Origin of the sequence: Cryobacterium shii, from assembly GCF_004402595.1 — a bacterium.
Lineage (GTDB): Bacteria > Actinomycetota > Actinomycetes > Actinomycetales > Microbacteriaceae > Cryobacterium > Cryobacterium shii.
Genome location: NZ_SOFY01000022.1, coordinates 1 through 18,386 on the forward strand (window position 1 = coordinate 1; position 18,386 = coordinate 18,386).

The window sequence follows — 18,386 nt, forward strand, 5'->3', positions numbered from 1 at the left end:
CGGTCGGGCGCGGGGCCGGCGGTCGGCGACGGTCGGGCGCGGGGCCGGCGGTCGGCGACGGTCGGGCGCGGGGCCGGCGGAGGTTGGGTGCGGTGCGGTCGGAGGTTGGGTGCGGTGCGGTCGGAGGTTGCGCGGGGCCAGACTGGGAGCGGGGCCGGGCCGACTGGCATGCGCGGACCGACCCGTCTAGGGTGGTGAATCCGACAGTGTTGCGGTCCTCCACCCGGCACGGTCGTCGGGGGCCGACCGCTCAGACCCCGAGAGGTGATGACGTGGCCGGCCTGAACCCCGACTCTCCCGCCGCACCACTCCCCGGCTCCCCCACTTCGGGCACGCCCGCCGCGGACTCGCAGGGGCGGGCCCAGCTGCGCCGGTGGGCGCTGCGACTCGGGCTGGCCTATCTGGTCGCACTACTCCTGATCGCATTCTGGCCGACACCGGTGGACCGGGACGCGCACGATTTTCTGCTGGCCGCCCTCGGCTGGCTGCAGGGGCATGGCGCTCCGGGCTGGGTGCGCTACGACCTGGTGGAGTTCATGGCGAATGTCGTTCTGTTCGTCCCGGTGGGGATGATCGTGGTGATCCTGGCCGGCTCGCGCCGCTGGTGGCTGGCCGTGCTGGCGGGTTTCGCGGCGAGCTGCACGATCGAGCTGGGCCAGCTGATCTTCCTGCCGGCCCGGTTCGCCACCCTATCCGATGTGGTCGCGAACACGGCGGGTGCGGCCGTGGGCGCCGTGCTCGCCCTGATGCTGCTGCCGCTGCTGCAGGCGCTGGCGCTGGCGGGATCGGCTCGCAGGTCGACTCGCGGGGCGACGGGCGTTTAGCTGCCCAACGGGTGGCTAATTCAGGAGAGCCGGGGTGGACGCCGGCCTCAGCGCCGAAAACATGGGGCGGCGGATGGCCGGGGCCGGGTTTCTCCTGAATTCGCCACAGGGGGCCGCAGAACAATGGGTAGTTGGGGGCAGCGCGGATCCGTCGTGCATAACTCCTGCAGATCGTTCGGAACAGGCCGGGTTCGACCCCAAAACGGCCTTTCTGCCACAAATTGCAGGAGTTATGCGCGACAGCCCGGCCCCCGGCTAGCCCCTCGCCTGCAGCTCGGGCTGGTAGTCGCGCATGGTGTCGGTCTGGAGGCCCTTCTGCACGGCGGCGAGGCCGACCCAGTCCACGTGCACGATCGACTGGCCGTCGGAGGAGGTTCCCGTTCCATCGGTCGGCATCGTGAAGAAGGTGACCTGCGGCTCCCGCACATCCCGCAGCTCCCAGCCCAGCGAGGTCAGGTACGCGGAGTCCAGGCCGTCATCCACGGCCAGGAAGGGGGTGAGCGTCTTCAGCAGACCGGACAGCTTAACCGGATCGGCGAACACGGACCTGTGCATGGCCGCGGTCAGAAGCCCGCTGATGATGAGCTGCTGGTTGCGCACCCGCTGGAAGTCGCCGTCCTGGAACGCGTAGCGCTCCCGCGCGAACGCGATGGCTTCCTCACCATTCAGGTGCTGCGAGCCCGCTTCGAAGTGGTGCCCCTTGAGATGGTAGGAGTCGAAGGCGATCGGGTTGTCGATGTCGACGCCGCCGAGAGTATCCGTCGCCTGTTCGAACCCGGAAAAATCGACCACGGCCACGTGATCGATGCGGATGCCGAGCAGGTTTTCCACGGTCTGCACGGCAAGCGGCACCCCGCCCCAGGAGAGCGCGGCATTGATCTTGGCCTGCCCGTGCCCTGGCACCTCAACCCAGCTGTCGCGCATGATCGACATGACGGAGAGGCTCTTGCGATCGGCCGGCACGTGCACGACCATCATGGTGTCCGATCGCTCACCACGGATGCCGGCGAGGTCCTTCCCCGTGGCGCCGCGGGTGTCCGATCCGAGCAGGAGGATGGTCTGCGCCTGCCCAGCGGGCACCCCGCCCAGGACCGCGGAAGGGTCGAGGGCGGCGGCGGGGGCATTCGCTGCGGCGACGCCCGCCGTGCCCGGCGCCGCTTGCCCAGCCTGCGGGCGGGAGGCCTCCTCCGGGAAGGCGTTCGAGATATTCTCGGTGCCGCTGTCGAAGGCGCGGGTCAAGCTGAACGCATAGACGCCGCCTGCGGCGACGGTGACCAGCAGAACCGTGCCGAGCGCACCCAGGGCGATGCGCCAGGGATGACGTTTGCGCGGCGCTGCGTGCGCCGGGCCGGGGTGTTTGTGGCGCAGAAAATCGTTGATTCCGTTCGGCATTCGGGTTGCCTCCTGTGGCCGCTCGAGCGAACGGTGACGACACCATAGCCCGACCTTTTCCCGGCGGATATGGGCCGTTCCCGACGCCCGGGGCCCGCACTGCGCACGCCACGGCATCCGCCGATCCATGGGGGCAAAGATCGAGGGCTGCTACCGCATCGTCTTCAACTCGCGGTCGTAGGCGGCCAAGGTATCGGTCTGGAAACCCTGCTGCACGACCGCGAGCCGGGCCCAGTCCACGTGCACGATCGCCTGACCGTCTGAGGAGGCTTCCGATCCGGCGATCGGCATCATGAAGAAGGTGACCTGTTTTTCCGGCACGTCCCGCAGCGCCCAGGCCAGGGAGGCCAGGTAGGCGGAGTTGAGGCCATCGTCAACGGCCAGGAAGGGCGTGACCGTGCCCAGCAGACCCGACGTCTTCACCGGATCGGACAGCATGGAATTGCGCATCGCCCCCATCAGCAGGCCGCTGATAAGGAGCTGCTGGTTGCGCACCCTCTGAACGTCGCCATCCTGGAACGCTGCCCGCTCGCGCGCGAACGCGACGGCCTCCGCGCCGGTCAGGTGCTGGGAGCCTTTATCGAAGTGGTGCCCCTTGAGGTGGTCTGAATCGAAGCTGATCGGATTGTTGATGTCGACTCCGCCCAGGGCATCCGTCACCTGTTCGAACCCGGAAAAATTGACCACGGCCACGTGATCGATGCGGGCGCCGAGCAGGGTTTCCACGGTCTGAACAGCCAGCGGCACCCCACCCAGGGAGATAGCCGTTCTGATCTTCGCTTGCCCGTGCCCGGGCACTTCGACCAGGCTGTCGCGCAGGATCGCCATGACGTAGAGGTTCTTGTGATCGGCCGGCACGTGCACCACCATCAGGGTGTCCGAGTGCTCATCACTGACGTTGGCAAGTTGTGTCCCCGTGGCTCCTTTGGTGTCCGATCCGAGCAGCAGGATGTTCTGCGCCTGCCCCGCGGGCACTGCGCCCTGCGCCGAGGACGGTGTGGCAGCGCCCTGCGGCGCTGTGATGGCTTTGGGGCGGGACGCCTCCTTCGGGTAGGCGTTGGAGATCTTCTCGGTGCCGCCGTCGAAGGCGCGGGTCAGGCTGAACGCGAAGATTCCGACGGCGGCGACTGCGACCACCAGCACCGTGCCGAGCACGGCCAGGGCGATGCGCCAGGGGTAACGTTTGCGCGGAGCCCGGTGGAACGGGCCGGTCGTTTCAGGGCGCTGTGCGTTCTTTCCGTTCGGCATTCGGGTTACCTCCTGTGGCCGCTCGAGCGAACGGTGACGACACCATAGCCCGGCCTTTTCCCCCCGGATACGGGCCATTCCCGAAACACGTCACGCCCAGGAGAGAACGGCGCCCCAAACCTGCGCTGATGGCCACTTCCGCGGTCGCCGGTATGACACCGGCGACCGACTGGACTGCATCAAGGCCGTTGTGCAACTCGCCGTGGACCGCGAGGACCTCGGCCCGGGCCTGCGACCGTGGCTGCACGAATTTGTCGCGGGGCTCGGCTGAGCGCCATCCGTCAGGCGGAGACGGCCTCGAGCTGCGGGATCAGCGTCTCGAGGAACGCGGCGGTGTCTTCCCAGCCCTCCACGGCGACGCACTCGACCCCGAGCACCTTCACCGGGTAGTCGTTGCCGTTCTCGTCGAGGCGGTCGCCGACGAAGAGCATCTCGTCGAGGGGCACCCCGGTGAGCACGGCGAGCTTGTTCATGCCGTAGGCCTTGTCGATGCCGCGCCGGGTGATGTCCACGGACGTGGACCCGCCGGAGCGCACCTCGAGGTCGGGCAGCAGCGCCTGCACCGCTTCGCGCAGGGCGTTCTTCTTCTCGCCGGTGGGGTCCCACGCGGTTTTCGCGGCGACCGGGGCCGCCTGGCCGAGAGCGGAGAAGGTGATCTGCGAGCCGCGGTCCTCGAGAATCGGGCCCCAGGTCTTGCTCTCCCAGTAGCCGAGCGAACGCGCGGATATCTCGACGGCGTTGAGGGCATCCGTCTTCTCGGCCTCGGTCAGGTATTCGGCGTAGATCTGGGTCCAGGATCCGTCGACGTGGCGGAAGTACTGGGTGCCGCAGGTGGGCATCAGGTGCAGCCGCTCGAGGGCCTCATCGCTGACGCCCTCGAGGTTGTCGATCAGCTGCATGTGGAACTGCGCGATCTGCCCCCCGGAGATGACGCAGACCTCGACGGCGCCGAGCAGGCGAACCATAAGGGCGGCCATCCGCGGGTCGAGTGGGGACTTGGAAGCGGCGAGGGTGTCATCGAGATCGAAGGCCACCAGGCGGGGAAGGGTCGTCATGTGTGCGGTTCCTTTAATTGGCGCAAAGCCGGCATTGCGGCTCGGAGCTTGACGTCACCTATGCGCGACGCCCGCAAAAAGTGTACAGCCGGGGGCTGACGGATGCCCGTGCGCGGGTTTCAGAGGACGAACCGGGCGGGCACGGCGCAGGGGCGGGGCTCGAGCAGCTGGACTGGTGACGGTTAGTGGGTCGAATCTGTGGCGCTGGGGTGGGCGCGAGCCGGGGCGCGGGCGCTGCGATCGCGGCCGGCACCGCTGGCCCGGTGGGCGCGGTGGTCCTGGCCGGGAACCCAGGTGCGGGTGGGATCGAAGCAGACCGGTGCCATGACCTCGGGTTTGCCCCGGACCATGCGGATCAACCACCCCGATGTCTCGATGCTGTGGTGATGGAACCAGCAGAGCAGCACCCCGTTGTCGATGTCGGTGGGGCCGTGGTTCACCCACGGGATGATGTGGTGCACCTCCGCCCAGGCCGCGTTCACCTGGCAACCCGGGATGATGCACCCGCCGTCGCGGGCGGCGATGGCGCGGCGTTGGGCCTGGGTGAAGAATCTTTCCTTCCCGCCGAGGTAGAGGACCTCCCCGTCCACGCCGAAGAGGATCTTGCGGTACCCGCCGGCGCAGATCAGCTGATTCACGGTGCGCATCGACACCGGGGCTTCGACCCCGTCGATCCACCCCACCCCGTGCTCATCGGCGAGGTCGACCGCGTTCACGTGCACCATCACGGTCGGGGCGGCCCCACCCATCTTCGGGGTTCCCGGTGCGCGCGACGCGGCCTCGAACACCCCGCGGAGGATGTCCGCGCGTTTCTCGCCGCCGTTCCGGTCGTCGCTCAGGGCGGCGGCCTCGGCGCCGGGGATGAGCTCCCCGGAATCCATCAGCGCCTGCTCCTCCGCACTGGGGAATGCGGGTGCCGCGTGGGCGGAGAGATAGGTGTCGAAGATGCCGTTCATGATGCCGCGGAGCTCCGCGGTGACCGCTCCCCGCAGGGGGTAGAGGCCGTCGCGAAGCAGGCCGAACCCGACCGTGCTGCGCGGCTCGGCGACGTCTTCGTTCGGCGCAGTGCCGTCCGGGTCGAGCCGCGCCTGCCACTGCACGGCCATACCCCGGATCAAGTCCGCCGGGAACGCGAACCCTTCCCCCGGCAGCCCCTGGGTCTCCTCGGTCACAGCGCCGGTCGCGGCGGCAACCAGGGCCCGCTCAGCGGTGAGGAGGTCGTCTGGAGCGACGCTCGGACTGACCTTGTCGAGGGTGGTGACGATGGCTTCGGCAGCGTCCACGCCCAGATCGCCTGCACTCAGGCCCGCGGCGACAGTCGAATAGTACGGGGGCAGCATGCTGGTGCCGGCCCGGCGCTGGCCGACGTTCCCGCCGAGCCGCACGCGACGGTTGGCCTCTCGCGCGGAGACCCGGGTGAGGCGCGTGATGAGGTCGATGCCGTTGCTCGCCCCTTGCTTCCAGGCCAGGGAATCGTGGCCGAGGATGCTACGGGAGCGGTCCGCGACATCCGTTGCAGTGGAGACTCGTGCCGCATCCACGCTGCGGCCGAGGTGCTCGACCGCGCCGAGCACGGCCAGGGCATCGGTGTCGGACAGTAGCGATAACGTTATGTCAGCGAGGGCTTTGGCTATTGCCCGAGCGGCCTGCTCGATTCGCTGCGCAGGTGAATCTGCCGCCTCTGCCGGGGCGGCTGGTGACTGCGGTGCGGATGCTCCTGCCATGCCCCGATTTTAGCAAAAAGCGTACGTGTTGTCGAGACTGTCTCAACTATTTATCAAAATGTTTCGCAGTTAGTTACTAATGAGGCTGGTATTACTCGTGGGACTCGATGGCCGGCGAGGCGCCGCAGAACCGGGCCCGAGACGGCGCCGAACCGTGAGTTGCGACCCTCTTCAAGCAAGAAACAGGGTCGAAACTCACGGCTCGGCGAAGGAAGCGGGGCTCGTAGGATGACCGGCGCAAACCGCAGGCAGGCGTGAGTGGGGAGTGGGCCAGGGAGGGGCAGCGCGAGCAGGGGCGGCTACTGGCAGGGGCGGCTACTGACAGGGGCGTCGAGGGGCGAGCCGCGGCGGCTACTGGCAGCCGGGGGCGTCGAGGGTGACCGTCGTCGGGTGCAGCATCGGGGTGGTCTGCAGGGCGGGAGCCGCGTAGGTGCCCTTCGGGCCGGCGAAGACGGCCGTTACCGCGCTCGACTGGCCGGGCTTCAGCATGACCGAGAACCGGGCCACCGGCCTGCCCAGGTCGTCGGTCGTGAGCTCGAGGTCGGCGCCTTTCGCGGAATCGATCGACGACGACACGAAGGTCGTGCCGGGATGGCCGTAAACGAAGACCTCCGTGCGGAACTGTTTGGCGCCCCACGGCGCGCTGGCCACGTAGCCCGGAAGTTTGGCGGCCAGCTCGGGCGTGAGGGTGGAGCGGAGGTTGGCCTTCGTAGTGAATGTGGGGGTCTCGGCGGTGCAGACGTTCGTACTGAGGGTCGCGGCAGTCTCGAGGTAGAAGTCCAGCTTGGATGCAGACATGTCACGGAAGAACACGCCCGTGGTAGTCGAGTCACTGTTGGTCGTGGGCAGAATGCCGGCGATCGGGGTGCGCTCGAGAATCTTCTGCTCGTCGGGGTGCGCGCTCCACGCCATGATGCGGTGCTCGGTGACCCCCTGGGTCACGGCCTTCAGCATGTCCTGCGGGTCGCCCTGAGAGTTCGTCACGGCGTCAAACATGGTCTTGGCGGCCTCGGCGAAGAACGCGTCCGTCTGATCGGGGCCGTCCTTGCCCTGGTAGCGGAAGTAGATCTCGTTGAGCAGCAGGGACACGGCGTTGTCTTTCGACAGCACGTCACCCGTGCTCATCGTGACCGGTCCGGTGGCGCCGAGCATGTGCGCGAGTGCCGCCGGGTCGATGGAGATGACGCCGTCGACGGTGCCGCCGAGGTCACGCTGCCAGAACGCCTGAGTGATCTGCGCAGCAGTCGGGAAATCAGGCCGGCTGGTTGCGAGGTTCAGCCTGGTGAACATCAACGGGGTGAAAAGTGAAGAAAGCTTTGGGTCTTCGGCGACAGCCGACTGCGCGTCGTCTCGTACGAAGCTCTGGCTCGACGCTTGCCGGCCGATGCTGATCGAACCGTCGTCGACCGTGACCTCGGTCAAGGCCGCTGCGGTGCCTCCGAGCGCCGTGGTCTCGGCAAGGTTCTGGAAAATCAAGATGTAGTTTCGTGGCCCCGAGGCGCCCATCATGGCGGGCGCGACCGAGGTGAACGAGCTCACCTCTCCGATCGTGGCCGCAGCGCCGTCGAGCATGGTGGAGAGTTTGGTGCCGGCTGCGCTGACCTCGTCGATAGTTCCGTCGAGCTTGATCGCGCCCACGGATGCCGCCGCCGAGTCGAGCGCCGTGCTCGCCGTTGTCAGGGCCGCGTTCAGGTCCACGATCGGCGCCAGGTTGATCTTGCCGTCAACGGGTTTCAGCGACGCCGCGCTGAGGCCCGACGCCACCGTCGCGACCGGCGCGACCGCGTCCTGCGCGACCACATCGATGGCTTCTGCCATCTGGCGCACGGCGGTGAGGTTGGCGCCGGCGAACGGAACGACTTCCGCCGCCCGCCAGAGTGGGTCATGGGCCTGGTCGACGGCCTTGCCCGTAGCCGCGGAGAGCTTCGTGGAGGTGGTACCGAGGCCGGTGAAATCCATCGCCGTGGCCTGGCTCTTGAGGGTGCCGACGAGAGTCTGCGCCTTCTCGAGCTCGGCCTTGGCCGCCAGTGCCCGGGAACCCACCCAGCCCCCGGCGATGGCGAGAAGTATGACGAGCCCGACCAGCACGGCGACTACGATCCACGGCCAGCGGCGCCGGCGTGTGATCCTCTGCAGTCAAGTGGGGGGCGGTGGCAGCGCGGTCGTCGCTTGATTCAGTCACCTACGAACGCTAACCCATGCCGGCTGTGAGCTCAGTATCGGCCGGCGCGAGAAGTGGCCCCAGCACTAAAGCCCGGCGGGCAGCGGCCCCGTCGCCACGAGATACAGGCGCTGGGTGGGCCGGGTCATGGCCACATACAGCGCGCCGGCGCCGCGCTCGGACGCCGCGACGATCCCCGCCGGGTCCACCACCACCACGGCATCGAATTCAAGTCCCTTGGAGTCGTGCGGGGTGAGCAGCGCGATCTCCTTGAGCAGGCCCTCCGCCCCGAGGCCCACAACGGAGGGCCCGAACGAGGAGACCAAGGAAGCGTGGACCCCGGCGAGCGCAGGCTCGAGCACGATCACTGCGACGGTGCCACCGAGGCCCAGGGCGCGTTCGCGGCGCACGGCGTCGGCGACATCCGTCACCGTTTCGATCGGCCACTCGCTGGCCCGCACCGACCGGGCCGGCGTGATCGGCAGGTCGTGGGCGAGGGCCATGGATTCCGCGGCCGATGCGATCTGGCTGGGCGTGCGGTAGTTCACGGTGAGCTCCTCGAGCCGCCAACGGTCGGCCTCGAGCGACCCGGAGAGCAGGGGCGCGAGGGCCTCACGCCAGTTCGAGGCGGCGGCCGCTGACGCCGCCTGCGCGATGTCACCCACGATCGTGAACGAGCGCAGCGGGCCGCGCCGCAACACCAGGCGCCACTGCATGGGCGAGAGTTCCTGCGCCTCGTCGACGACCACGTGGCCGTAGGTCCAGGAGCGGTCGAGGGCCGCGCGCTCGGCCGTGGTGGCCCGGTCGCCCAGCTCGGCGAAGTTGTCGGCGAGGGCCTTCGCGTTGACGAGCCCCTTCACCTCCATGTTCGAGATCGCCAGTTCGGCGTTCTCCACGTCGCGCTTGCGCTGCTCCTTCTGCTCGCGCTTCAGGGCCGCGTCGACGACGTTGTACTCGCCGAGGTGCTCGGCCGCCTCGTCGAGCAGTGGAATGTCGGAGATGGTGAACTCGGCGCCGCGCGGGCGCTGCAGCAGCGCACGCTGGGCGGGCGTCCAGGTGGGGGTGAGCTGCGCCAGCCACTGCGGGCGCGCATAGAGATCCTGCAGCAGCTTCTCGGGGGTGAGCGGCAGCCACGCGGTGTTCAGCGCCACCCGCACGTCGTCGGCGAGGCGCAGGTCTTCGCGCAGCATGGGCAGGTCGGTGTCGTCCATCGACCGGCCGTCTTTCTTCAGCTGGGCCAGCCACTCCTTGGCCAGGGCGCCGAGCGCGTTCTTGACGAACGTGACCCGGGCCTCGTTGTGCGACTTGCCGGTGGCCCGCGCCCGGTGAATGGCCGTCTCGATCAGGTGTGGGTGCAGTGTCAGCCGGTCACCATTGACCACGAGCACCTGCGGCTGGGCCGGCACCCACTGCCGCGAGCGCACGGCGCGTTCGATCAGCCGCGCCATAGAGGTCTGGCCCTTGAGGGCGGCGACGGCCGGGGCATCCTCTCGGGTCGCCTCGACGCCCGGGTAAAGCTGGCCGACAGATGCGAGCACCACCCCGGTCTCCCCCAGCGACGGCAGCACCGCCTCGATGTAGTTGAGGAAGGACTCCGACGGCCCCACGATGAGCACACCCGAGTTCTTCAACCGATCCCGATGCGTATATAAGAGGTACGCCGCACGGTGCAGGGCCACGGCCGTCTTGCCGGTGCCCGGCCCGCCCTGCACAACAAGCACGCCCTTCAGGTCTGAACGGATGATGCGGTCCTGCTCCGCCTGGATCGTCGAGACGATATCGCTCATGTGCCCGGTGCGCTGGGCGGTGAGCGCGGCCAGCAGTGCGCCCTCGCCCTGGTGCACGGTTGCCGAATCGCCCTCGAGCAGCGCGGCGTCGAGGATCTCGTCCTCGATGCGCACGATATCGCGGCCCTTCGACAGCAGGTGCCGGCGGGCGCGGGCACCGAGCGGCGTGGCCGCGGTGGCCTGGTAGAACGCGCTGGCCTGCGGCACCCGCCAGTCCAGCAGCAGAGGCTGCAGGTCTTCGTCGCGCAGACCCAGTCGGCCGATGTAGCGGTAGACGGAGGCATCCGTCTCGTCCTCACCGGAAGAAGAGTCAGAAGAAGAAGGGTCGGCGGCCACTTCGAGCCGGCCGAACGCCAGCCGGTCGTCCACCTCGCGCAGCTGCACGATGCGGTCTTCGTAGAGCCGCGCGAACGTGTCGCGTTCGGACCGCGATTGGTGGTTGCCGCCCACGTCGAGCCGCCGCACGGCTACGAGCTGCTGCTCGGCCTCCCGCTGCAACGCGTCGAGACGCGCATACAGGTTCGCCACATACTGCTGTTCCCGCTGAAGCTCCTGGTCGACCACTCGCACACCCCTTGAAATCCGAGCCTCAAGTTTACTCGCGCGTGAAACGTGTTCCAGCCAGAAAAGTTGTCAAAGAGACCGACCCGGCGAAGTGCCGGGTGCAGGCAAGATCCAGGCTGACACGTGCTCCCGTGCGAGCCCTCAACTCACGAAGGTGGCGTCTTCAGCAGAGTAACGTCGTCGAAGAAGTACCCATTTATGAGGGAATCCCGCAACTGAACACTGGACCCGCCCTCAACAGCGATAGCTCCGCGCAGAGCTTGAGCCTCGGGGCGCTTGAATGGAAGAAGGCGAATGGAACGGAGTGGAACCAGGCCGCCGACGCCCGCAAGTGCGGCCTGAAGCGCCCTATAAGAGTCCGCAGGGCCCTGCATGTCAACTATTCCGGAGTAGACATGCAGGAATTGGTCTCCGCTATCGTCTCTCACCAACAGTGCAGCGCCGACAGAGAATTTGCGTTTGGCCAATAGGTCCAGAGTTCGGTGCGCGAGCTCAAGGTCGATGTCTACCATTGCTTTTTCACCCATTCAAACACTCCGTGCTCATCAGCAATTGATCGCACCATGTCCCGTGCTTCGCTCTCTTCCCAGACTCGATAGCGACTCGATTCGTTCCAGTCTTTCGCAACTGACCAAGCCACTTCAAAGCCTGGATGAGTAGCGCTTTCAGCGAGGAGAGAACTATGCAGATCGGCGAGCCGCACAAGCTTCGCCAGATCATGAACGTGGATGTCGTTCACGAACGCCCTGTTTGGGGTCGTCTCAGCCTTGAATTGAGTGGCCAACCGGCTCTTGATGCCACACTCGACGGCATAGCCGCACAAGTAGTAGGCACCAGACCAATGGCCAGCCAGCAGCAACGACTCTGCTTCCGCCAGTCTCGTCACGGCCAACTCTTGCCATTCCTCACGATGCACTCGCCAAGCATCGCGTGAGACAGCCAGGATTGCAACTCACTAAGACGGGTGCCACGGCGTGATCCGCAGCACGGCACCTCGCGATCTTTCCCAGCTCATGGGCGGATGCTTCGCTCCGACGCGGCCGGAGCGACCTGCGCGGGCAACGGGCCGCTATTCGATCGTCTGCACCTCGGGCTGGTAGGCGTCGAGGGTGTCCGTCTGGAACCCCTGCTGCACGGCCTTGAGCTTCTCCTGGTCGATCACGACGATCGACTGGCCGTCGGGCGAGGTGCCGGTGCCCGTCGTCGGCAGGGTGAAGAACGTGACGTCGCCCAGGCGCACGTCGCGCAGCTGCACGGCCAGCCCGGCCACGTAGGCCGAGTTCAGCCCGTCGTCAACGGCGAGGTAAGGAGCAATCGCCCCGACCAAATCGCTGATCCGGGCAGGGTTGGTGAGGGTTTCCGCCGTCAACGACTTGCCCAAAACGGCCTTGATGAAGGCCTGCTGGTTGCGGGCCCGCTGAAAGTCGCCATCCGCGAAGGCATACCGTTCCCGCACGAACGCCAGCGCCTCCGTGCCGTTCAAGCGTTGGGGTCCCTCGGCGAAGTAGCGCTCCGGCAGCGCAGACGAGTCGAAACCGACCGGATTGTCGATGTCAACGCCGCTGTCACGCATGATCGACATTGACGTAGATGTTTTCGCGGTTCTCTGGCACGTGCACCACCATGATGGTGTCCGAGCGCTGGCCGGTGAGGTCGGCGATGGACCCGTCGGTCGCCCAGTCACCGGTATGCAGAAAACCCGCGTAGAAAGGCCTGAATCTACTCCGGAGAGTGGCGACGATTTGGTCTGAATTTTGCATTCGCTGATTCACGAACTCCCGAGGCAAGGCCCACCCGAAGAGATGTCCTCACCAGCCGCCTCTAGAATGTGCTGGTGACAGTTTTAATCACCGGCGGTGCCGGATACATTGGTTCCCATGTCGTCCGGCTCCTCCGCGAACGAGGTGACGAAGTGGTAATTGTAGATGACCTCGTCACAGGCGACCGAAGCCGGGTGCCGGGGGTTCCTCTGTTTCAGATGGATCTATCTCGGTCAGATTCCACCGAAGCGCTTGAGAAAATCATGCGCGACCACAGCGTACGAGCAGTTATCCACTTTGCGGGGCGCAAACAAGTAGGCGAGTCCGTAGATCGACCAGCCTGGTACTACCAGCAGAATGTAGGGTCTCTCGCTCATCTTCTGATCGCCATGGAAAACACCCACGTTTCGGAGTTGGTCTTTTCATCTTCGGCTGCCGTGTACGGTGCACCCGAAGGCGCCAGCGTCCGCGAGGACACCCTAACCAAACCGATCAACCCGTACGGGGAGACGAAGCTCGTCGGCGAATGGCTCGTGGCCGCTGCCGTGAAATCTCTTGGACTTCGTGCCTGCAGCCTGCGATATTTTAACGTAGCTGGAGCTGGTTGGCCCGAACTCGGTGACACAGCCGTGCTCAACCTCGTCCCGATGGTGTTTGAACGTATTGATCAAGGCCTCTCTCCCCTCATATTCGGTGAGGACTACGCCACACCGGACGGCACATGTATACGGGACTTCATACACGTGCTCGATTTGGCCAAGGCCCATCTCGCAACGCTGGACAGTCTCTCTGTAGGGGACCCCCGCCACGATATCTTCAACGTCGGATCGGGCAAGGGTTTCTCCGTTCGAGAGATGGTCGACGCTATCCTGGGCGAGACAGGGGTTGCTCTTACCCCCCATGGACGGGAACGCCGTCTTGGAGACCCGGCAATTGTGGTAGCCGATGCTCAGTTAATTGCCAACACAGTCGGCTGGGTGTCCCAACTCGATCTTTCGGACATCGTCAGGTCCGCTTGGGAATCCCACCAATTACTAAGAAAAGCAAAACCACGTGCCACACACTGATATTGCAAGCGTTCCGCGGTCCTTCCCCCGCCGCTGACGGGCGGGTTCTTCGCGCGCACAGAGCCTGGGGTCCTCGGGATGTCGGGGCTCTCATCCGGCGACGTGGCTCGCCCATCACTCGATCGTCTGCTCCTCGGGCTGGTAGGCGTCGAGGGTGTCCGTCTGGAACCCCTGCTGCACGGCCTTGAGCTTGTCCTGGTCGATCACGACGATCGACTGGCCGTCGGGCGAGGTGCCGGTGCCCGTCGTCGGCAGGGTGAAGAACGTGACGTCGCCCAGGCGCACGTCGCGCAGTTGCACGGCCAGCCCGGCCACGTAGGCGGAGTTCAGCCCGTCGTCAACGGCGAGGTAGGGGGCAATCGCCCCGACCAGATCGCTGATCCGGGCAGGGTTGGTGAGGGTTTCCGCCGTCAGCGACTTGCCCAGCACGGCCTTGATGAAGGCCTGCTGGTTGCGGGCCCGCTGAAAGTCGCCGTCCGCGAAGGCGTACCGTTCCCGCACGAACGCCAGCGCGTCCGTACCATTCAGGCGCTGGGGTCCTTCGGCGAAGTAGCGCCCCGGCAGCGCAGACGAGTCGAAGCCGACCGGGTTGTCGATGTCGACGCCGCCCAGGGCATCCGTGATGCCCTTGAACCCGGTGAAATCGACGATGGCCACATGGTCGATGCGCGCACCCAGCAGACCCTCTATGGTCTGCACGGCGAGGGGAACCCCGCCGTAGCTCATGGCGGCGTTGATCTTGGCCTCGCCCTCACCCGGGATGTCGATCCAGCTGTCACGCATGATCGACATGACATAGATGTTCTCGCGGTTCTCCGGCACGTGCACCACCATGATGGTGTCCGAGCGCTGGCCGGTGAGGTCGGCGATCGATCCGTCGTTCGCCCCGCGGGTGTCCGAACCGAGCAGAAGGATGTTCTGCCCGGTCGCCGCATCGCCGGTCGCCGCATCACCGGTCGCCGCCGGCGGCCGTGACGCCTCGTCGGGGAACACGTCGGGGATCTTCACGGTCTGACTGTCGAAGGTATTGCTGAGCGTCCAGGCGTAGACGCCCGCGGCCCCGCCTACGAGCAGCACGACGGCGGCGATGGCGATCAGCGCGATCCGCCACCCGCGGCGTTTCCGCCGGGGCGCCGGTGCGCCAGACGACTCGGCGGTCACGGTCGCCCCAGCCCCAGGTAGGTCCAGCCGGCGGCGCGCCAGGCTGCGGCATCGAGGGTGTTGCGGCCGTCGATGATGATTGGCACGCGCACGAGCGCGGCCGCCCAGACCGGGTCGATCTGCTTGAACTCGGCCCATTCGGTGACCAGCACCACCGCGTCGGCGGCCCGCAGGGTCTCCTCGATGCTGGCCGAATAGGTGAGCTGCGGATGCCGCAACCGCGAATTCTCAATCCCCTGCGGGTCGGTGGCCACCACGTCGGCGCCGAGGCCCCGCAGTTGCACGGCCACGTCGAGGGCCGGCGAGTCCCGCACGTCGTCGGAGTGCGGCTTGAAGCTGAGGCCGAGCACGGCCACCTTGGCCGTGTAGACGGGCTTGTCCAGGGCCTGCAGGGTCATCGCGACCACCCGTTGCCGCTGGCGCATGTTGATCGCGTCGACCTCCTTCAGAAAGGAGACCGACTCGCCCCGGCCCAGTTCCTCGGCGCGGGCGGTGAACGCACGGATGTCCTTGGGCAGGCAGCCGCCGCCGAACCCGACGCCCGCGTTCAGAAAGCGGCGGCCGATGCGGTTGTCGAAGCCGATGGCGTCGGCCAGCTCGGTGATGTTCGCCCCGGAAACGTCGGCGATCTCGCTCATGGCGTTGATGAAGCTGATCTTGGTGGCCAGGAACGCGTTCGCGGCGACCTTGACGAGCTCCGCTGTCGCGTAGTCGGTCACGATCAGCGGCGTCTCAGCGGCCATCGCCGACGCGTAGACCTCGTTCAGCAGCGCGGTGGCGTGCTCGCCGGCCGCGCCGGCGGGCACCCCGTAGACCAGGCGGTCCGGGCTGATGGTGTCTGTCACGGCGAACCCCTCGCGCAGAAACTCGGGGTTCCAGGCCAGGGTGGCCCCGCTGCCGGATGCCTCGATCACGCCGGCCAGGCGGGCGGCGGTGCCGACCGGCACCGTGCTCTTGCCCACAACCAGGTCACCGGCCGCAAGGTGGGGCAGCAGCGACTGCACGGCCGCGTCGACGTAGCTGAGATCGGCGGCGTGGCTGCCTGCCTTCTGCGGGGTGCCGACCCCGACGAAATGCACCTGCGCGCCGGCGGCATCCGCAATGTCGGTGCTGAAGCGCAGCCGACCCGACGCCATGGCCGAGGTGAGAATCTCGGGCAGGCCCGGCTCGTAGAACGGCGGTGTGCCCGCGGCCAGCTGGTCGATCTTTCGGGCATCGATATCGATGCCCACCACGTCGTGGCCCAACTCGGCCATCGCCGACGCGTGCACGGCCCCGAGGTAGCCACAGCCGATCACGGACAGTTTCATATCGTCTTCTCCACCCCTGAAGCCTAACCTCGGGCATCCGGCGAGGCGGCCCAACCCCCTCCTTTGGGGGCGGAAAACCGCGAGTCTGGTGTCACCGCAGCACTACAGTGAAAATTGTGACTAAAATCAGGCCCGAGCAGATGGGCCACAAGGCATTATTGCGACGAGGTCGCAGCACTAAGGGACTGCAGTACGCCTTTCTGGCCGTCGCTGCGGTCTCCGCCGGCGTCATCGGCTACGCGGCCTTCGCCATCGGCCTGTAGCCCCTCCGCCCCGACTACCCCGCCGCGACAGTGGCGCAGTCGAGAGGCAGATCCGAGATCGTCGTGGGGTTCACCATCGGGGTGACCTCGGCCTCAAGCGCCTTCGTGCCGGTTGCGGCCGCCACCACGTCGAGTGTGATCTTCGACGTGGCGCCGGGCTCCATGCTCACGATCAGCTTCGCCACCGGGTAGTCGGTGTCGTGGAACGATTCGAGCTGCACGGGAGCACCGTCAACCGTCGCTCCCACGATCTGCGAACCGGGCGGGGCGTAGACCATGACGATCATGCGCTGCACACCGCGTTTGAGTTTCTCCCGGGCGAACTCACCAAGAATGGACGGGGTAACCGATGTCGCCGCATCGGCCGGGATCTCATTGGTGAGGTCAACCCCGACGCGGTACGATGCCTTCCCATCAGCCCGGCACGCAGCCTGGCCGAGGCTGACGGATTGCTTCAGGTAGTAGTTCATCTTCGAGCCAACGTTTTCCTGAAAATAGACCCCGACCCGATCTGTCTTTTCGTCGCTCTTCGGCAAGGCTCCATCCACCCCGAGAAACTCGAAGATCGCTTGTTCTTCTTCCTTGGGACTCCACATCAACACCCGGTGCTCGGTCGCGGCCTGGGTAAGTGCCGACATCAGCTGGTTTGGATCGACGCCACCACCTAGAAGCTGGTCAAACGTCTTCGCGACGATTTCTGCGTAGATGACATCTTGCGCAGCGTTGTCTGCGTCAGCATCGACATACGTGTCCCCGGACCAGAAGCGCATGTAGACCCCATTGAGCAGGAGAGGCACGAGTGTCTCGCTCGTGAGAACGTCCCCGGTCGACAACGGGATCGGGGGGGTTCCCCGCAGTAGATATCCCAGCGCAACTGGATCGACCGAAATGACGCCATTGATCTCGGTGCCGAACTGGCGCTTCCACATCTCCTCGGTCACCGAAGCTGCGCTCTCGAAGCTGGGGCGAACGGTGACGTTCGACATGGCCCGGCCGAACTCCGAACCGTAGAGCGCATCAACCCCCTCAGGCAGCGGGATCACAGATTCCTGGAAATACGCGAAGTTCCCGAATCCCGCCGGCACGGCGTCGCCCAGGGTGACGCGACCCTGGTCAATCGTCAGAAGGGCGAACGAGAGCGATGTGCCCCCGAGCGCCCGTGCTTCCGCATTGTTTTGAAACACGATTACGTAGTTGCGCGGGGAGTGCCCACCAAGGGCGTCTGGAAGCGCGTTAACTATCTGACTTGCCGACGCCAACGTCGGCGTGATGCTGGTCAAGAAGCCGTGGAATTCGTCTACGGCTGCCGTGACCTGCCCGATGGTCGCACCGGTGTCGACGCCACTGACCCGTTTCTCCGCTACCGAGAACACTCTGCTTGCCTGGTTGAGAGTCTCTCCCGCCGCAACGATCGGCCCAAGATCGATGGCGCCGTCGGTGGGCTTCAACGCTGCAGGGTTCAGCGTCGCTGCGGTCGCAGCCAACGGGACGGCCGCGCCGCTGACCACGTCATCGGCGATATCGGCTAGGTTTCGCACGGCTGCGAGATTGGCCCCAGCAAAGGGAACGAACTCCGCGGCACGCCACACAGGATCGCCGGTCAGCTCGCGGGCGCGGGCGGTGTGCCCTGCCATGGTCTTCACCGATGCGGACACCGCCGCTGAGTCTCCCGCAAGCAGCTGAGTCTTGATCATTGAGGCCAGTGGCAGTGCGTCTTCCAGTTCGGCCTTCGCCTGTAGCCCCCGACTCCCCACCCAGACTCCGGCAACCATGACAACACCGACGACAATGGCCGTCCAGAACCACCACCGACGATAGAACTGGGGCTTGCTGCGAATAACTCGTCTCCGATCGCCCGAGCGGGTTCTTGTTTCAGTCACTGAGCTATTGAATCAGGTCGAGGCCCGGCCGAGAAAACTGCCGGGGCGGTTGCGTCCAATAGCGTGGTGTAACCCGGCCCTGATGGGCGTATTGCACCGATGTGAGGCGGCCACCGCGTGATTCTTGGAAAGACCGATCAAGTCTTTTCCGAAGGAGTACACGCGATGACCGCACCCCATTTTATTGACC

15 protein-coding genes and 1 pseudogene are annotated in these 18,386 nt (G+C 66.2%); 4 read left to right on the top strand and 12 right to left on the bottom strand.

What is annotated here, in order from left to right:
• Positions 1–272 precede the first annotated feature (272 nt).
• The gene (locus E3O49_RS05520) at positions 273–824 is read left to right on the top strand and encodes a VanZ family protein (protein WP_160141027.1); all 552 of its coding nucleotides are present in this window, start codon (positions 273–275) and stop codon (positions 822–824) included.
• A 255-nt stretch (positions 825–1,079) separates the two neighbouring features.
• Here E3O49_RS05520 and E3O49_RS05525 read toward each other — a convergent pair whose 3' ends face one another.
• On the bottom strand, positions 1,080–2,216 hold the full coding sequence (locus E3O49_RS05525; protein WP_160141028.1) for an LCP family protein: 1,137 nt from the start codon (positions 2,214–2,216) through the stop codon (positions 1,080–1,082).
• A gap of 150 nt (positions 2,217–2,366) precedes the next feature.
• Positions 2,367–3,464 carry an LCP family protein gene (locus E3O49_RS05530; RefSeq protein WP_160141029.1) on the bottom strand — a complete coding sequence of 366 codons (1,098 nt, stop codon included), beginning with the start codon at positions 3,462–3,464 and terminating at the stop codon, positions 2,367–2,369.
• 136 nt (positions 3,465–3,600) lie between these two features.
• On the opposite strand from E3O49_RS05530, the pseudogene E3O49_RS17040 reads away from it, so the two are divergent.
• Positions 3,601–3,735: pseudogene (locus E3O49_RS17040) on the top strand (UTP--glucose-1-phosphate uridylyltransferase); the annotation flags it as partial.
• A gap of 10 nt (positions 3,736–3,745) precedes the next feature.
• On the opposite strand, the gene E3O49_RS05540 reads toward E3O49_RS17040, so the two are convergent.
• From E3O49_RS05540 to E3O49_RS05570, 7 genes are all read right to left on the bottom strand, one after another.
• The gene (locus E3O49_RS05540; protein WP_134451117.1) at positions 3,746–4,519 is read right to left on the bottom strand and encodes an HAD-IIB family hydrolase; all 774 of its coding nucleotides are present in this window, start codon (positions 4,517–4,519) and stop codon (positions 3,746–3,748) included.
• A 182-nt stretch (positions 4,520–4,701) separates the two neighbouring features.
• Positions 4,702–6,243 carry an HNH endonuclease signature motif containing protein gene (locus E3O49_RS05545; RefSeq protein ID WP_134366866.1) on the bottom strand — a complete coding sequence of 514 codons (1,542 nt, stop codon included), beginning with the start codon at positions 6,241–6,243 and terminating at the stop codon, positions 4,702–4,704.
• 351 nt (positions 6,244–6,594) lie between these two features.
• Complete coding sequence (locus tag E3O49_RS05550; RefSeq protein WP_134451119.1) at positions 6,595–8,331, bottom strand: DUF4012 domain-containing protein; 1,737 nt, start codon at positions 8,329–8,331, stop codon at positions 6,595–6,597.
• Between the two features lie 159 nt (positions 8,332–8,490).
• Positions 8,491–10,755: a HelD family protein gene (locus E3O49_RS05555; protein ID WP_174235681.1), complete on the bottom strand. Its 2,265-nt coding sequence runs from the start codon at positions 10,753–10,755 to the stop codon at positions 8,491–8,493.
• Between the two features lie 505 nt (positions 10,756–11,260).
• Positions 11,261–11,671, bottom strand: coding sequence for a HEPN domain-containing protein (locus tag E3O49_RS05560; RefSeq protein WP_160141030.1), 411 nt, complete (start codon positions 11,669–11,671; stop codon positions 11,261–11,263).
• Positions 11,672–11,824: 153 nt separating this feature from the next.
• Positions 11,825–12,337, bottom strand: a complete 513-nt coding sequence (locus E3O49_RS05565; protein WP_134451125.1) for an LCP family protein — start codon at positions 12,335–12,337, stop codon at positions 11,825–11,827.
• On the bottom strand, positions 12,321–12,515 hold the full coding sequence (locus E3O49_RS05570) for a hypothetical protein (protein ID WP_134451127.1): 195 nt from the start codon (positions 12,513–12,515) through the stop codon (positions 12,321–12,323). Before E3O49_RS05570 ends, E3O49_RS05565 begins: the two co-directional genes overlap by 17 nt.
• A gap of 74 nt (positions 12,516–12,589) precedes the next feature.
• Between E3O49_RS05570 and galE the strand changes: the two genes are divergently transcribed.
• Positions 12,590–13,582 (top strand): UDP-glucose 4-epimerase GalE, encoded by a 993-nt coding sequence (galE, locus tag E3O49_RS05575; RefSeq protein WP_134451129.1) that lies wholly within the window; start codon positions 12,590–12,592, stop codon positions 13,580–13,582.
• Positions 13,583–13,696: 114 nt separating this feature from the next.
• Here the strand turns inward: galE and E3O49_RS05580 are convergent, their stop codons facing one another.
• Both E3O49_RS05580 and E3O49_RS05585 read right to left on the bottom strand, forming a co-directional pair.
• Entirely contained in the window at positions 13,697–14,743 is a 1,047-nt protein-coding gene (locus tag E3O49_RS05580) for an LCP family protein (protein WP_244285255.1), read from the bottom strand.
• Entirely contained in the window at positions 14,740–16,053 is a 1,314-nt protein-coding gene (locus E3O49_RS05585; RefSeq protein WP_134451131.1) for a UDP-glucose dehydrogenase family protein, read from the bottom strand. Before E3O49_RS05585 ends, E3O49_RS05580 begins: the two co-directional genes overlap by 4 nt.
• Positions 16,054–16,169: 116 nt before the next feature.
• On the opposite strand from E3O49_RS05585, the gene E3O49_RS16495 reads away from it, so the two are divergent.
• On the top strand, positions 16,170–16,316 hold the full coding sequence (locus E3O49_RS16495) for a hypothetical protein (protein ID WP_158251972.1): 147 nt from the start codon (positions 16,170–16,172) through the stop codon (positions 16,314–16,316).
• Between the two features lie 14 nt (positions 16,317–16,330).
• On the opposite strand, the gene E3O49_RS05590 is transcribed toward E3O49_RS16495, so the two are convergent.
• Positions 16,331–18,196, bottom strand: a complete 1,866-nt coding sequence (locus E3O49_RS05590; RefSeq protein WP_134451133.1) for a DUF4012 domain-containing protein — start codon at positions 18,194–18,196, stop codon at positions 16,331–16,333.
• Between the last annotated feature and the right edge of the window lie 190 nt (positions 18,197–18,386).

Excerpts from the sequence above, each read along its gene's own strand:
- E3O49_RS05525 (WP_160141028.1), bottom strand. The coding sequence starts at position 2,216 with ATGCCGAACGGAATCAACGATTTTCTGCGCCACAAACACCCCGGCCCG.
- E3O49_RS05530 (WP_160141029.1), bottom strand. The coding sequence starts at position 3,464 with ATGCCGAACGGAAAGAACGCACAGCGCCCTGAAACGACCGGCCCGTTC.
- E3O49_RS05540 (WP_134451117.1), bottom strand. The coding sequence starts at position 4,519 with ATGACGACCCTTCCCCGCCTGGTGGCCTTCGATCTCGATGACACCCTC.
- E3O49_RS05545 (WP_134366866.1), bottom strand. The coding sequence starts at position 6,243 with ATGGCAGGAGCATCCGCACCGCAGTCACCAGCCGCCCCGGCAGAGGCG.
- E3O49_RS05565 (WP_134451125.1), bottom strand. The coding sequence starts at position 12,337 with ATGTCGATCATGCGTGACAGCGGCGTTGACATCGACAATCCGGTCGGT.
- E3O49_RS05570 (WP_134451127.1), bottom strand. The coding sequence starts at position 12,515 with ATGCAAAATTCAGACCAAATCGTCGCCACTCTCCGGAGTAGATTCAGG.
- E3O49_RS05585 (WP_134451131.1), bottom strand. The coding sequence starts at position 16,053 with ATGAAACTGTCCGTGATCGGCTGTGGCTACCTCGGGGCCGTGCACGCG.